At 42.1% G+C, this 16212-nt stretch carries 17 protein-coding genes; all 17 read right to left on the bottom strand.

Features of this window, described 5'->3' with window-relative positions; all coding sequences use genetic code 11:
- Positions 1-281 (bottom strand): EscU/YscU/HrcU family type III secretion system export apparatus switch protein (locus H5202_RS09735; protein ID WP_182771898.1); only part of this gene is annotated, 281 nt, incomplete at its 3' end.
- A 9-nt stretch (positions 282-290) separates the two neighbouring features.
- On the bottom strand, positions 291-1094 hold the full coding sequence (gene fliR, locus H5202_RS09730) for a flagellar biosynthetic protein FliR (protein WP_182771897.1): 804 nt from the start codon (positions 1092-1094) through the stop codon (positions 291-293).
- Positions 1095-1097: 3 nt separating this feature from the next.
- Positions 1098-1367, bottom strand: coding sequence for a flagellar biosynthesis protein FliQ (fliQ, locus tag H5202_RS09725; RefSeq protein ID WP_124016935.1), 270 nt, complete (start codon positions 1365-1367; stop codon positions 1098-1100).
- Between the two features lie 12 nt (positions 1368-1379).
- Positions 1380-2108 carry a flagellar type III secretion system pore protein FliP gene (gene fliP, locus H5202_RS09720; protein ID WP_182771903.1) on the bottom strand — a complete coding sequence of 243 codons (729 nt, stop codon included), beginning with the start codon at positions 2106-2108 and terminating at the stop codon, positions 1380-1382.
- A gap of 32 nt (positions 2109-2140) precedes the next feature.
- Positions 2141-2521, bottom strand: coding sequence for a flagellar biosynthetic protein FliO (fliO, locus tag H5202_RS09715; RefSeq protein WP_259397260.1), 381 nt, complete (start codon positions 2519-2521; stop codon positions 2141-2143).
- Positions 2522-2682: 161 nt separating this feature from the next.
- Positions 2683-3066 (bottom strand): flagellar motor switch protein FliN, encoded by a 384-nt coding sequence (gene fliN / locus H5202_RS09710; protein ID WP_101085382.1) that lies wholly within the window; start codon positions 3064-3066, stop codon positions 2683-2685.
- A gap of 10 nt (positions 3067-3076) precedes the next feature.
- Entirely contained in the window at positions 3077-4105 is a 1029-nt protein-coding gene (gene fliM, locus H5202_RS09705) for a flagellar motor switch protein FliM (protein ID WP_182771896.1), read from the bottom strand.
- Positions 4106-4134: 29 nt separating this feature from the next.
- A complete protein-coding gene (gene fliL / locus H5202_RS09700) occupies positions 4135-4653 on the bottom strand; it encodes a flagellar basal body-associated protein FliL (RefSeq protein ID WP_182771895.1) in 519 nt (172 codons plus the stop codon).
- A 93-nt stretch (positions 4654-4746) separates the two neighbouring features.
- On the bottom strand, positions 4747-6531 hold the full coding sequence (locus H5202_RS24225) for a flagellar hook-length control protein FliK (RefSeq protein WP_259397259.1): 1785 nt from the start codon (positions 6529-6531) through the stop codon (positions 4747-4749).
- A 327-nt stretch (positions 6532-6858) separates the two neighbouring features.
- The gene (gene fliJ, locus H5202_RS09690; RefSeq protein ID WP_182771894.1) at positions 6859-7305 is read right to left on the bottom strand and encodes a flagellar export protein FliJ; all 447 of its coding nucleotides are present in this window, start codon (positions 7303-7305) and stop codon (positions 6859-6861) included.
- Between the two features lie 5 nt (positions 7306-7310).
- Positions 7311-8651 (bottom strand): flagellar protein export ATPase FliI, encoded by a 1341-nt coding sequence (fliI, locus tag H5202_RS09685; RefSeq protein ID WP_182771893.1) that lies wholly within the window; start codon positions 8649-8651, stop codon positions 7311-7313.
- Positions 8632-9879, bottom strand: coding sequence for a flagellar assembly protein FliH (gene fliH, locus H5202_RS09680; RefSeq protein WP_182771892.1), 1248 nt, complete (start codon positions 9877-9879; stop codon positions 8632-8634). Before fliH ends, fliI begins: the two co-directional genes overlap by 20 nt.
- Positions 9880-10041: 162 nt before the next feature.
- Positions 10042-11094, bottom strand: coding sequence for a flagellar motor switch protein FliG (gene fliG / locus H5202_RS09675; protein WP_182771891.1), 1053 nt, complete (start codon positions 11092-11094; stop codon positions 10042-10044).
- Positions 11087-12769 (bottom strand): flagellar basal-body MS-ring/collar protein FliF, encoded by a 1683-nt coding sequence (fliF, locus tag H5202_RS09670; RefSeq protein WP_182771900.1) that lies wholly within the window; start codon positions 12767-12769, stop codon positions 11087-11089. Before fliF ends, fliG begins: the two co-directional genes overlap by 8 nt.
- A 71-nt stretch (positions 12770-12840) precedes the next feature.
- Positions 12841-13182 (bottom strand): flagellar hook-basal body complex protein FliE, encoded by a 342-nt coding sequence (fliE, locus tag H5202_RS09665; RefSeq protein ID WP_124730240.1) that lies wholly within the window; start codon positions 13180-13182, stop codon positions 12841-12843.
- 242 nt (positions 13183-13424) lie between these two features.
- Positions 13425-14774: a sigma 54-interacting transcriptional regulator gene (locus H5202_RS09660; protein WP_182771890.1), complete on the bottom strand. Its 1350-nt coding sequence runs from the start codon at positions 14772-14774 to the stop codon at positions 13425-13427.
- A complete protein-coding gene (locus H5202_RS09655) occupies positions 14767-15984 on the bottom strand; it encodes a sensor histidine kinase (protein WP_259397258.1) in 1218 nt (405 codons plus the stop codon). Before H5202_RS09655 ends, H5202_RS09660 begins: the two co-directional genes overlap by 8 nt.
- Positions 15985-16212 lie beyond the last annotated feature (228 nt).

The raw sequence follows: 16212 nt of genomic DNA, 5'->3' as shown, positions 1-16212 counted from the left end.
AACGGCCCTGCAAGCTCGTTCCCTACTAATCCCCATACACGAAACATGGAGTTAGTATCAAATATCTGATCGCGTTCCATTGAAAAAATCTGTTCCATAATGGTATAGAGGCTTTTGGCAATAGCAGGACCTGTCATCGAAAACCCAACAGATGCTGCAAGCAATACCGCTGCGGTACCTAACTCTTTAGATCGAGCGACTTGACCTTTTTCTCGAGCTTGTTCAAGCCGCTTGGATGTGGGGGCTTCTGTGCGTTCTTGACCACTGTCACTTTCTGCCATATGTGCTCCTTAGAATACTACTGAGCCATCAAGTTGACACTGAAGTTGCAGAACGTCACACATAAGTAACTGTGCAGCCATCCACACTTCATCAAAATGCGCCATGATAGGTGCTAATGTTAACCACAAAATCAATAAGCCACTGACCATTGTGACCGGAAAACCAATAGAGAAAATATTCAACTGTGGCGAGGCGCGAGTCATCACACCAAAAGATAAATTGATTAATAACAACGCAACAATAGCCGAAATCGACATCGTTAATGCCGAACCAAACATAAAGCTACCCCAATCAGCAAGCGCACGATAATTAGCGATTGATATACCTTGATTTGAAATAGGAATGGTTTCAAAACTGGCCACCAGCATCCGTAACATTAACAAGTGGCCGTCAACAGCTAAAAAGATAAGCGTTGCCAATAATAGAAAAAAGTTACTCACAACAGGAGTTTGCTCACCAGAACCGGGGTCTACCATGGAGGCAAAACCTAAACTGGTTTGCATACCGATTATTTGCCCTGTTAATACAAATGTTTGCATCACCATTAAGGTCACAAATCCCATGGTGACACCAATTAAGATTTGCTGAGCAATGACAAAAACTGAACTTAATGCCAGTAACTCAACATTTTCAATCGGGGGTAAAATAGGCGCAACGGCCATCGTTATCGCGACAGATAACATCAATCGAACTCTAGCGGGAGTGGTATTGGCACCAAATACCGCCATCACCATAAGCATGGATGAAATACGAAAAAACGGCAAAAGATATGCGGCAATTGTTTGACTGATTTCATCAAACAAAATATCCATGGCTTAACCTATAACCTGTGGGATGAGATTAACCATCTCATAGAAAAAATCCATCATGGTTTGCACAAGCCAATGGCCTAAAAACATTAATGCGAATAACGTCACCAATAAACGTGGTAAAAAGCTTAAGGTTTGTTCGTTGATAGATGTCGCAGCCTGGAATACCGCCACAATTAACCCGATGAATAAGCCGGGTAAAATAATCGCTGACACAATTAATACGATAACCGATAGTGCTTCTCGAAAGATATCAATGAGCGATTCTGGAGACATAAATACGCGGCCTTATATTCCGAAACTATTCGCTAACGTGCCCATCACTAAGCCCCAACCATCGACGAGTACAAACAACATAATTTTAAATGGCAATGACACGATCATCGGTGACAACATCATCATACCCATGGCCATTAGAATACTGGCGACGACCAAATCGAGTACCAAAAAAGGCACAAATAGCATAAAGCCGATTTGAAACGCAGTTTTAAGTTCGCTGGTAATAAACGCTGGGATCACTACGCTCATTGGTGCTTGCTCAGGAGATTCAATATCTTTGTAGCCAGAAATTTCAATAAATGTTTGCAAGTCAGTGGTACGGACTTGCGACAGCATAAACGTTTTAATCGGTTCTTTGCCAACATCATATGCTTGCGTTAGCGTCATGGTTTCATTGATATAAGGCTCTACAGCTTCTGCATAAATCTTGTCAAAAACCGGTGCCATAATAAAAAAAGTCATGAACAAACTGATGCCTATCAGTACCTGGTTAGAGGGTGTTTGTTGTAAACCTAACGCTTGTCTTAATATCGATAGCACCACAATGATGCGGGTAAATGAAGTGAGCATGATCACCATCGCAGGGATAAAACTCATTGCGGTCATCAGCAATAAAATCTGCATTGTTACCGAATATTCAGTGGTTCCGTCGGCAGCTGTTGTAACCGTTAATGCAGGTAAAACACCATCTTGAGCCAGCACTGAAGGCGATAAAACCATTGCCACTAGCGCCATCATCGCCAATGCCAATACTGTTGTGTACTTATTCATTATTGCTGTTCCTTGGCTTGTTTTAGACGACTGGCAAACGAAGAAATGGGAACGTCGACGGGAGTGGCTAACTTATCAATCAGATTAATCTGTTGCGAGGTTACACCAAGTAGATATTGCTGGCCATTTACCTCTACCAGTACCACTTTTTCACGTTGGCCGATGGAAGTCACTGCAATCGTTTTAATCACACCGCCACTTGATGGCACTAACTTAAGGCGTTTGACAATATAAGCTAACAAGAAAATAAGCGCTAATACGACAATTAATCCACCAATCATGTTGGCTAATGTTGCCACATTAGACACTTCAGCAGGATGAGCAGAGGTATTTTTAGCCAGAGTGCTAGACACTTCAGGGACGCTTAACGCCTCACTCATAATGCTCAGCATTAGTATTATATTCGCCACTGCTATTCCTTGTTTGTGCAACCTACTTAGCAAAGAGCAACTCGACGCTAACCTTTGCTATATTACGGCTTGCTATATTGTGGTTTGCTATATTATGACTTGCCACAATATCGCTTACTCAAACTTTTTGATTATTTAAGTTTTTTAATACGTTCTGTTTGACTAATCACATCCGTTAAACGGATACCAAATTTGTCGTTTACCACCACAACTTCACCATGAGCAATCAGGGTACCATTAACCATAACGTCTAAAGGCTCACCGGCTACACGGTCAAGTTCGACCACCGAACCTTGGTTCAATTGGAGTAAATTACGGATGCTAATAAAGCTGCGACCCACTTCCATAGAAATCGTTACCGGAATATCTAAAATACCGTCTAACTTAGCAGCTTCTTCTTTAGTAATAGGTCTGGAATCATCGACTAATTCATCAAGTTCTACTTGTTCAGCTTCTTCTAAAGCCTGCTCCGCCATCGCTGCAGCCCAGTCATCGCCTGTATCTTCTGTGCTCATTTATCTCACCTTATAACTCTGAAATATCACGCGACTTGCCTTTGCGAGTCACTAATTGCATCTCTGTTTTAACCGTTTCTGGCCGCGGAATTTTCTCACTGATTTTTAATGCTAAATTATCGCGCGATTTACCCATTTTACAACGATAAGTCGGTAAACCTTCAATTCGCATCATAATGTGTTCAGGTAAATCTATCGGAATAATATCCCCCGCTTTAAAGCCCATCACATCACGCAATGTCACTTCGTGTTCAACAACATTGACATCAAAACCGACTTGCACATCCATGATTTCATCACGTAATGCTTGTGACCAGCGCATATCAGTATCTTGTTTATCACTTTGAACACCGGCATCAAGTAATTCACGAATGGGTTCAATCATTGAATACGGCATGGTAATGTGGAAATCACCGCCGCCGCCATCAACTTCAATATGGAACGAATTAATCACTACCACTTCTGTTGGGCTAACAATGTTCGCCATTGCAGGATTCACTTCAGAGTCGAGGTACTCAAACTCCACATCCATTACCGGCGCCCATGCTTCTTTATAATCTTCAAAAATAATTTTAAGCAACAATTGTACAATACGGCGCTCTGTAGGTGTAAATTCACGGCCTTCAATTTTGGCATGAAAACGGCCATCGCCACCAAAGAAATTGTCTACTAGAATAAAGACTAATCGTGCTTCCATGGTGATTAATGCGGTGCCTTTAAGTGGGCTAAAACGCACCATATTTAAGCTGGTCGGCACAAATAACGTATGCACATATTCGCCAAACTTAAGCATTTGTACGCCATTAATCGACACTTCGGCAGCGCGGCGCATCATGTTAAACATGCTGATGCGTAAATGGCGTGCAAATCGCTCATTAACGATTTCAAGCGTAGGCATTCGGCCACGCACAATTCGATCTTGAGATGAGAAATCATAAGAACGCGCATCAGCGCTATCCTCTTCTATATCATCATCATCAACGTCATCAACACCATGCAATAGCGCATCAATTTCATCTTGGCTTAATAAATCACTCACATCATCGCCTTAGCAGTTAATGCTTTTGGTTATTGCATTACAAAGCCAGTAAACAGGACTTTTTCAACAACTTTCTTGCCTGTTATTGGTTGCAGCGTATTTTGAACATTGAGTAACGCTAACTGACGTAGCTCATCTTTACCGGCTTGGGTACTGAGTTTTTGTACGTCTGCAGCACTAAAAGTAGTTAATAATGCATCTTCAATCAAAGGGATATGTTTTTGAGTCAAAATACTATCATCTTCACCGCGCACCATTAATTGGACTTTTATTTCAACAAGTCGAGCTCTATCAATACCAGGTAAATTAAAAAGAAAAGGTCTCGGCATCCCTACATAATCGGCTTCAGCATTGTTTACAGGCGCATCAGTTTGAGAGACTGCAGCATCTGGGTCAACAGCAACAGGTTCATCAGAACCCATAAAAAACCAGACTCCTCCGCCAATAAGCAAAGCTAGCACTAAACCAATACCACCAAAAATGACCAGTTTATTACTTTTTTTACCGCCTTCAGCGGCTTCGTTTAACTCTAATTCTTGTTCAGCCATTGTGGTTCCTAATCAACACTGTGATTAACAATAAGACTTAGCCAAATAACTCGCTGTTCTTATAAACTCATATTATTGCTATAGGTTACCTGCTTAAGCATAATAATCTATAGCAGAATGTAAACTCCTTGATGGATTTGTCATCAAGCTGACCTCTTGTGCTGAAATTTCGTCCAACTGACTGTCACTTCCACCTTGATGTCCAGATTGTTCTTGCTGTTGTTCACTGCCGCCATCACCTTGGGACACATGACTGTCAGTCAGTTGTAATCCTTCTTGAGCTAGCATATCGCGTAATCGTGGCATCGCTTGCTCAACGATATCGCGGGTTTGCGACTGAGCGACATGAAACTGTACCTGAGTTTGATCGCCCTGGATTTGTATTTTAACGGTTAAATGACCAAGTTCTGGTGGATCAAGACGAATTTCAGCTTGTTGGATACCGTTACTGACCATGGTGATTAATTGTTGCTTCATTACTGGAGAAAAACGCTGGATCATCTCTTGCATCTGAGCTCCAGGTTCACCCTGTGGTCTTAACGATAATTGAAATTGAGGAACATCGCTTTTATGAATTGGCGTAAAACTACTTTGATTTGAAAATGTTTTGCTATCAAGATTGCTCTCACTAATACCATTATCAGTTTGAATGAAAGCTGAAACCACATCACTATTCATTTTTTTACCAACGACAGTATCAAGCACTACTGAAAAATCAGCTTTAGATAATACCGATGCATCAACAGTTCCGTCTGTTTCGATAGCTGTTCCAATAGTTCCAATAGTTCCAATGGTTCCAATGGTTTGATTATTAATATCATTTACTGTGCCACCACCTAATACCGAGTTTGTATTAAGTGGATTTGTCGCCAAGGTCGATGCTGTAGAACTTAAAATGGATACCGAAGGTGAAATGGCATTATCTGTTGAACGGCTTAACGACGAAGTCGAAATCACTTGCGGCTGATTGAGTAAAGTCTTATCAAGTTCGTCCGGTAGATCAGCGTTGTCGTCCAACTCAATATCAGCGTTTATCGTCGTAATTGTCGGCTCATGGTTGAAATGAATATCTTTAGATGTTTCATTATTAAGCTTTTTGTCAAAAGCACCATTAACATCGATAATATCTTGTTGATCAATATGACTAAAATTACTGTCTATATAATCTCGTTTTGCTGATACATTCACTAAACCATCTAAGCCAGCTGCAGCTAGTTCAAGTATAGAATCATCAACTACAGGCTGTTGTAAATTAAAATCATTGACTAATTGAGTTAAATTTTGGTTATCTAACTCAACCACTTCTACTAGGGATAATCCAGAAAAGACGGTCAATTCTTGACGTTCTTCTGCTGTTAGTTGAGTCAAAAAATCTTTTGAACTGACAGAATCATTGGGAACTTCAATTAAATCAGAAAATAAATCATCTAATATGCTTTCTTCAGCAATAGAACTGGCCTCTTTAGACTCGGTCAATTCAGTTGGAATATCTAATCTCTTATTCCCAGACCAGTCACGTTGATCAGTATGCGGCAAGATATTTCCGTCTGAAGGATGAGATTTACTGAGTGAGTCAGCCATATTAAGTTGAGCAAAAATAAGCTCCATATCGGCACCATTTTCAGTGTTACTGGCATTAGTTGGATCTGTAACATCTGTTAAAGGGTCGACTATCGCATCAGATTCAACCACCGACAAAACTTCACGAGAGACAATTGGCGAGACATTACTAACCGGCAATTTAGCTAAACCAGATTGGTTAGCCTGATGAAAAGCAGATAAGAATGATGTATTTTCAACACCTTGTATCATTTCTTTGCTACCTGCATCAGCGGCTTTACTGCTATTGCCAAGTAAAATATTGCTCAACTGCTGCATAATCTGCTCCACTCAATAATGTGAGGTTAACGTTATTTATCGCCTACATTGCTCTAACAACATCAAAAAAGGCGAACTTAACAATGTACTTTAAAGTGACTCAATACCGCTATAAAGAGTTGTATCCATCTACAGATACTGTCACTTCACTGACGATTATTGTTTTATTTAATATTATTAAGCAATTTAAATGCCAATTGATATTTATTAAAATGATTTTGTGTGATTAAAACTGAATAAGTATTGGTAAGGTACATATGGTGATAACGATGCAGGTGTATCACTGACAGTGAAATTAACAATAAAATAGATAATGTGCGATAGTTGTTATTTAATTTTTCGGCGAAAATATTGTTGCATAGCAAATTCATCCGACATTTTTTGTTCGCGCTTAGCTTCTATTACCATCGCTTTAGTTGCTTTTTGGCTTAATAGCATTTCTACCGCTTTACGTTTTTGTTGTTTTTCTTGCCAATGAATTTGACGGTATCCCACCTGTTTCTCGGCGTCTTTAACGGCGGCAACTTGCTGAATAATCGCGCTATCCACTTGACGAATAAACTGATGGAATTGATGGTACTGGTTAGCACGCAATGTAGTGCCCGTATGCCCTTCCATCTGTTTCATATAATCTAAACGATAGTTGTTTAGCGCATCCAACTGCCCTTGGCGTTTTTGTTTTTCGAATTGCGCCGATTTAAGCTGTAATGCAGCTTGATCTTCAGCTGCCGTGGCTAACTTCAGTACTGTTAATAGTGGGTCAGTTCGAGTCATTTACATTACCCCTGACACTGTGCGGCAATTTGCATCAACATCACTCGGCTTTCTTCAAACGTCATCGGTTCTTTAAATCCCTGCCGTAAAAAGGCATTCATTGCAGGTTGTAAACGTATGGCATTATCAATCCTAGGATCGCTGCCTTGTGAGTACGCCCCAATTGAAATCAGGTCACGATTTTGCTGATACAACGAATACATCTGTTTAACTTTACGCATCGCCTCTAAATGTTCTTCACTGATCACCATCGGCGCAACACGGCTAATCGATGCTTCTACATCAATAGCGGGATAATGGCCCGAATCAGCAAGCTGACGAGATAATACAATGTGGCCATCTAAAATTGCTCGAGAAGCATCGGCGATAGGATCTTGTTGGTCGTCACCTTCGGTCAATACAGTATAAAAAGCGGTAATTGAACCTTGTCCGGCACCGCCATTACCCGCTCGCTCGACCAGACGCGGTAACTTAGCGAATACAGAAGGTGGATAACCTTTGGTGGCAGGCGGCTCGCCTACTGCAAGAGCGACTTCTCGTTGTGCTTGTGCGTAACGAGTTAAACTGTCCATCAGCAATAGTACATCGTAACCTAAATCTCTAAAATACTCGGCGATGCGAGTGGAGGTTTCACAGGCTCGTAAGCGCATTAACGGAGAAGTATCAGCTGGTGCAGCCACAACTACCGAGCGAGCACGACCTTCTTTACCTAAAATTTCTTCAATAAACTCTTTAACTTCACGACCACGCTCACCCACTAATCCCACTACAATAATGTCGGCTTTAGATCCTCGTGTCATCATGCCAAGCAGCACACTTTTACCCACACCAGAACCAGCAAACAAGCCCATTCGTTGCCCTTTACCAACCGTTAACATCGAGTTGATAGCACGAACACCAACATCTAACGGTTCAGTAATCGCGCGTCGTGATAATGGATTAATATAAGGACCATGACGTGATGCATGTTGATCTGTATTAAGCGGGCCTAAACCATCTAACGGCACGCCGCTACCGTCTAATACTCTGCCTAATAATGATAAGCCTACATTTAATCCCGACTGTTCACCTAATGGCTGTACACGAGCGCCAGGCAATACGCCTCTGAGCTCTTCAATAGGCATTAAATACAGTAGTTTGTCATCAAAGCCGACAACCTCAGCAACCAACTCACCAACCATGGTTTCAATAGAGCATAAACTACCAACAGGTGCGCGGCACCCTGTCGCTTCAAGCGTTAAACCAACAACCCTAACCAACTGGCCACTTGCAACCGGTCGCAGCGGTAACACGTGTTTATGATGTACCGCAAATTTGTTAAGTAGTTTATGTTGACGAGTGCTCATCGGTATTTCCTTGAGATAGGTCTTTCGTCTGTTGCTGAGCATCTGCGACTTTATCAGCTATTGAGGTGTCAGCTTGTGCATTTGTATTGAGAGGCGCACTTGAATTGAGAGGTGCATTTGAATTAAGAGGTGCATTTGTATTGAGCGTCGTGCTTGTGTCGAGAGTCGAAACAGCATCAGATTCTTCAGCATAAGAATCGACAGTATCGGTTGACGCTGCCGAAGAAACATCAATTTGTTGATCTACCTGTTCAGAAACAGTATCAGCGCTCTGCTCTTTCCCCTGCTCTGCCAAATCAGCTTGATGAGTATCTTGCTTTTCTGCACTGTCAGAACTATCAATGCTGCCAGCAAGCTCAGCGGCTTGCTGATGTTCACTAAAGTTATCGACTGATGTGGTTTGATATTGTGGATGAGTTGATTTTTGCTGCAGCACATTTTTAGCTAACTGATTCGACTGAGCATCTAACTCACTGAACACTTGGCTAATACGCTGTTCTACCCGTAAATCTACAGAAGAACGGACACTTTCAATCATACAGTCACCATTTGATAACGTCGGATCGATATCGATTTGCCACTGATTTTTTTGCAGTTGATCATTGCTGTAACATTGGTTAACGAGATCAGCATCCGCTTGATTAAAGCGTAATTTAACCCGCTGCTCTTTTAATGGAAGTGCGTCAACGCCTTGACGTAGCGCCGATAATATATGCTCTGGATGAGTCTTAAGTTCATGGCCAATAACCGATTTAGCTAAACTGATTGTCATGGCTAACAGTTCAGCTTCAATTTCGTTATCTAAGATGGAAAGTGGCAACTCGAATTGGGAAATAATGTGGCTAAGTTGTGCAACAAGCTCATTGACTTTAATTTGCCCAGCCTCTAATCCTTGTTGCTCACCTTGAGTAAAACCTTGCTGATGGCCCTGCTCTAGCCCTTCTAAACGCCCTTGTTCTACGCCTTGTTGATGACCTTCTTGTTTACCTTGATCAAACCCTTCTTGCTCAGCTGCAGCGCGGATGTCTTCAATTTGCGCCATGGTCGGTGGCGCCATAGATTTCTCGGCCCCAGTAACAGGAGTAGGCTTGTGAGCTTCAGCGAAATGACCAAAAAAATTTGAAGGTTCTAGACTACTATCTTTGGTAATATCAGGTAATTGCCAATGGCTAAATTCATACTCGTTATCCGTATTAAGTGCATCTTTAGGCGATTTTGATTCAGGCATAATTCATCACTTGTGTTGTTAAAAACATTGGCTCAAAACAAAAATAATAACACTAGTAGACAGTGTCACGTGTACTAGCAACAACCTAATAATACAGATAGCTGACGGATATCCAAATAGAAATACCCGCCATTACTGTCACATTAATGAATATGGGAGTGGTTACAAGAACTCGTCGCCGCCACCGCCGCCTAGCATAATCTCACCGCTGTCACTGAGTCGACGGGCAATAGACAGAATTTCTTTTTGTGCAACTTCAACTTCGCTAATACGTATTGGTCCCATGGCTTCTAAGTCGTCACGAAGCAATTCTGCTGCACGTTTAGACATATTACCCAGGATTTTCTCTTTCAATGCTTCATCAGCACCTTTGAGTGCTTTCATCAGCACATCTTGCTGCACTTCTCGTAACAAGGCCTGAATACCACGGTCGTCAACGTCAATGAGGTTCTCAAATACAAACATCATGTCTTGTATTTGTTGCGCCATTTCTTCATCTGACTCACGCATGGTTTCCATGATTTGACTCTCAACACCAGTGTCGAGGTAGTTCATGATATTGGCAGCCGCTTTTAAGCCACCCATTTTGGCTGCTTGCGCACCGCCTTGGCCGGCAAATTGTTTTTCCATAATGTCGTTTAATTCTTGCAATGCCGCAGGCTGAACTTCTTCAAGATTAGCAATTCGCATCATCAAATCTAAACGGGTATTTTCAGGGAACTGGCTAAAGATTTCAGCGGCTTGATCGGGTTCTAAATACGACAACACAATCGTTTGGATCTGCGGATGTTCATTTTGAATAATGGTGGCTACTTGGCGTGCATCCATCCATTTTAATGAATCAAGACCTTTAGCGCCGCTGCCCATGATAATTTGTTCAATCAAATTACCGGCTTTATCTTCACCTAATGCAGCGGTTAACGCTTTACGGACGAATTCTTCACTGTTAAAGCCAATGGAAGAGAACTTTTGAATATCGTCTAAAAATAATTGGTGAACGCCAATGACCTTTTCTTGACCAAAGTCATCCATTGCTGCCATCGCCATACCCACTTTTTGCACTTGCTTAGGCTCTAAGTGTTTTAAAATTGACGCTGCATCCGCTTCGCTTAAGCTGAGCAGTAAAATAGCTGTTTTTTCAACTCCAGTAACTAACTCTGGATCAAATGCTGTCGATTTCTCTACTTTAGCTTTATCTTTCTTTTCATTAGCCATTGTCTTGTAACCAGTTTTTAATCACTTGAGTGGAAAGTTCAGGCTCATTTGCCACTAACGCTCTAATTGCTTTAATCATATCATCATCTTTATGCAAATTAGGTATTTGAATTGATCCGTCATCGGCATAACTGTATTCCGCCTCTTTGGTATTCAGCATACCTAAGGTATCTGCTGCATATTGATCTTCAATTTCGGCTAACTCATGTCCTGAGCGAATATCGTCAGGCATGTTGATTCCATTAGGATTGGTTAGCTTCTTAAGCATAGGTCGCACTACCGCTAGAATAAGCACTAATATAACAATTGCACCCAACGCCAGTTTAATCGCACGCCAGAACCAAGGCTCCTCCCACATATCTGGCTCAGGAAGCTCTTCAATTAATTGATCCATAAACGGAACGGTTACCACTTCCAGCGCATCGCCACGTTGAGTGCTAAAACCTACCGCACCTTCTAATAAACGGCGAATATTAGTTAACTCTTGTTCTGTTCTCGGTACCCGAGCAACCACCCCATTTTCATCCACTTGTCCGGGTTTAAAGTTAATCGCAACTGACACGCTTACACGACGAACCACCCCAATTTGTTGACGAGTATGACTAATGGTAGTGTCTAATTCATAATTACGCGTGGCTTCTTTTGAAGAGTCACCAGACACAGTTGAGGTTGTCGCTTCACCCGCCACTAGCGGAATATCAGATTCCATTGGTGGTTGATTGCTTAGCGCACCAGGAATACCGCCAGAGTTTTGACCAGATGAGTTTCTCTCGATGGTCATTTCACTGCGTATCGCGGGTAAATCAGGTGAGAAACGCTTGGCAGTTTGCTCTACTGCGGTAAAGTTCATATTAACATCGACTTGAGAAGTAAAATTCTCAGGCCCTAAAATTGGCATCAAGATTGATTCGATTTTCTTACGGTATTCAGCCTCTTGCTGCTGTACGAGCTCTTGCTCACGACGAGCTCTCGCGGACGTGCCATCTTGGCTACCGGAATTGAGTAAGCGACCATTTGAATCGGTTACCGTCACACGAGCAGGTTCAAGCCCTTGAACAGCCGAGCCAACGATATCAACAATGGCATCAATCTCTTCTTGGCCTAAACCACCACGGCGAACATTGACGACCACTGTCGCACTAGGCTTGGATGCATTACGGGCGAAAACATTTTCTTTTGGTAACGCTAATATCACTTTCGCACGACTAATGCTTTTTAACTCTTCTATGGCTCTGGCTAAGTTTTGCTCTTGGCTTTGTTTTAAGCGCGCTTGTTCCATACGCTGACTGACACCAAAACCACTATCTTGGCTTAAGTAATCATTTGCTTGAGTACTACTTTGAACACCTGCACGGCTGAGCAGTAATTTTACTTCTTGATATTTGTCTTCAGGCACTTTTACCACATCGACGTTAATTTGATAATCGATTTGGTTTTTATCAAGCACATCCAAGACTAGGATCATCTCAGCTGTTTCCATTTTCCCAAGTGGGCGATAATCAGGCTCTTGGGCCCACATCATCACAAAAACAGCCAAAGCAAGGCATATCGCTAGAGCCAGAATCATGATGATTTGACGCATCATATCTGCACCACCAATGCCGCCGCCAAGTAGTCCAGATTTGTTCTCTTGTTGGACACCGCCATCGGCTGTTGAATCCGAACCTACCATAATGTCTGTGCTCACAATGCGTACCTGCTATATCTGATGTTGTTATGTAATCTAGTGCTCAAAACAGTCTGCAACTAAACAGGCATACTCATAATTTCTTTATAAGCATCGACAAGTTTATTACGTACTTGCACCGTGGCCTCAAAGGCAACGCCAGCTTTCTCACGCGCAATAACAGTATCAGACAAGGTCACAGTAGTGTCGCCCATGTCTAAACGAGTCGCTAAGCTTGATGATGATTGCTGCAGTTCATTGACGCTACCCACAGCTTGAGACAGTAACTGACTGAAATCAGCACCCGTGGTGTTATTCACTTGCTGGGTAAGGTTAGGACGAATAGATGAACCAATAGAAGGGGCTATTTCGCCGCGAAGCGATTGCATTTCTTGCATTAATGGATTTGCGCTAATCTGCATGATGTAACTCCCTTTCGTCGACTTTTTGACGACAATAATAACTGATATAGAGTTAAAGCAATTTAGGTGCCAGTATTACAATTAGTGTGAGATTAGTAGATAACAGGGGGGAATAGCACAAGCAAAAGTAACCTATCCATTAAAACAAACAGGTCACTTTCACGTAGGTGAACGATAAAAAATAGACTTATTAGACTATAAAATCATAATGTTAACTAACGGTTAGTTAACAGGCATTTACATTACGCAGGTAATTGAATACCCATATCACGCATTTTGGCCATTTTATAACGTAGCGTACGGGCGCTTATACCGAGTTTTTCAGCGACCATTTTTCGACTACCCTGACATTGATTAAGGGTTTCTAAAATAATGACATGTTCTTGGGCTTTTAGTTCGTCACCTAAACCGTCAACTTCGGCAGGTTTATCCGCATCAACATATTCTGTTGCAACCAAATTAACATCGGCAGAATCTAAAATAATGTCATTGACACCAATATCATCATTAACCCGTAATATCAGTGCTCGTTGAATAACATTATCTAACTCGCGCACGTTACCGGGCCAACGATGAGTTAATAAACGACGAGTTGCAGCGTCATCAAGCTTAGGCACTGAAGCCATATTAAATGCTTTAGCATGCTTAATCAGTAAATGGCGCGCAAGCGGTAATATATCAGCCGGACGTTGATGCAGCGCGGGCCACGTTAACGGGAACACATTAATTCGGTAGTATAAATCTTCCCTAAACTCACCCGAGGTCGCCATGGCTTTTAAATCTCGGTTTGAAGTAGCCAACACTCGCACATCAAGTTTAATGGTTTTACGACCACCTAAACGCTCTACTTCGCGCTCTTGTAATACCCTAAGCAATTTAGCTTGTAAGCCAAGTTCCATTTCAGATATTTCATCAAGTAATATAGTGCCGCCTTGGGCTTGTTCAAACTTACCTGGGCAGGCTTGATAAGCGCCCGTAAATGCGCCTTTTTCGTAACCAAATAAAGTGGCTTCTAACATATTTTCAGGTATTGCTGCGCAGTTAATCGCAATAAACGGCTGATCATGGCGTTGACTATGTTGGTGAATATAGCGCGCTAACACTTCTTTACCTGAGCCACTTGGACCCATGATCATTACCGATGCATCAGACACAGCTACCCGCTGAGCCAGCGACAACAGCGCTAAACTTTTCTCATCAGCGACCACAGGCTTATCATGATTTTGTTTTAAAGGTAAATAACGTGATACCTGATTCAACAGCACTTCAGGCGCAAACGGTTTAGCCAAATAATCCACGGCACCTAATTTCATCGCATTCACGGCACTGTTAATAGTGGCATAAGCGGTCATTAACAATACAGGCAGTTTAGGTTGATGCTGTTGTAAATAACCCAACAACCCCATACCACCAATACCGTCCATCTGCACATCGCTAATCACCATATCAAAATGGTTTGCTTTTAAGGCTAAAATGGCCTCTTCAGCACTACCCACATCAACACAGTCGTAATGGGCAAGCATTAGGGTATCAAGCAATGCCTCACGTAAATCGGCATCATCTTCAACTAATAGAATATTTGCTTCAGCCACGCTTCACCTCCTGATCACTTGCTTTGTTCATGTGCGGAAAACTCAACCTAATATGGCAACCCATACCCGGCTTGCACGATAACTGAATTTGTCCGCCATGGTTGCGCACGACCGACTGCACAACCGCTAACCCTAATCCTGTACCCTGACTTTTAGTGGTAAAAAAGGGTTCAAGTATTTGTTGTTGCATAGACGGCTCGAGCCCTTTTCCATTGTCGATGACATCTAACAATAGCCCATCTGGTGTTTCGCTGGCACTGACTTTTATTTTTGTTGCGCCTGCTTCAAGGCTATTCATCACTAGATTATTCACCGCAGAACTGAGAGCATTCGCATTGGCAAGCATCAATGAATGTGAAGTATCTTCCACAACAAGCTGGCAATGTTTTTTATCTGCTATCGGTTCGCAACTGGCCATTACTTGGCTAATGATTTCATCCATTGAGACTGATTCTGCCATCCCATCCTGACGCCCTCTTGCCATTAACAACATGTCATTAACTTGACGTTCAAGCTCATTAAGCCGGTCGACCAATTTAGATTGAAACTTAGACCTAGCAGAATCAGATAATTTAGGGCTAGCAAGATTAGAGGCATACAGCAAAGCTGCAGACAATGGGGTGCGCACCTGATGTGCTAATGTCGCCACCATTTTGCCTAATGCCGATAAACGTTGTAAATGAGACAAGTTTTTCTGCAATAAACGCGTTTCAGTGAGATCTGTTAACACAATCAACTGCCCAGGTTCAGGCGCTAATGGTGTAATAGCCAATTTTACTCGTCGACCATTTTTAAGCGACACTTCATGGCCGTCATCATCTTGTGGGGCAAAAGCGCGATGAATAATATCAAACCAACGAGCCCCCTGCAGAGGTCGTCCTAATAGTTCGGTTGCAACTGGATTGGCTAACGTAACCACACCGTCACCATCAAGGATCACCACACCAGATGGCATGGCTTGAAGAATATGCGCCATTTGATTTGACATATTGGCGGCCTTACTAGAATAAGTACTGATAACGGGAGTGGCAGAATTAGTGGCTAAGTTAGTTGCTAAGTTGGTAGCAAAGTTCACATTACGCTGCTGAACTGAATCAATCCCAATAGCTGGCGATTCCGCCTCTGTATCAGTTGTAGTGATAGACGAAGCTGACGCAGGTAACTCATAGTCTGAATGATCTGTATGTGTTAACGCTCGTGCTAAATACATGGTCGCTCCGTCAAAAAAATAACATTTGACTAGCTGAATGCATTTACTGTGCCAAGCAATTTCTTATAGTAATAGAAGCGTCGGCAGACCGTTTTTAAGCCAATGATAAAGCAACATACTTATGAGTTTAGTTCATTGGACCTACCACATTTTACAAAACCAATATTTCGGCCAGTTTGCAATAAAACGACTTAATCACACTCCTTAATCACACTACTTAATCACACT

Source organism: Shewanella sp. SG41-4, assembly GCF_014164505.1.
GTDB lineage: Bacteria > Pseudomonadota > Gammaproteobacteria > Enterobacterales > Shewanellaceae > Shewanella.
The sequence above is the reverse complement of the archived record's forward strand: the minus strand, read 5'-3'. Positions and strand labels throughout refer to the sequence as shown.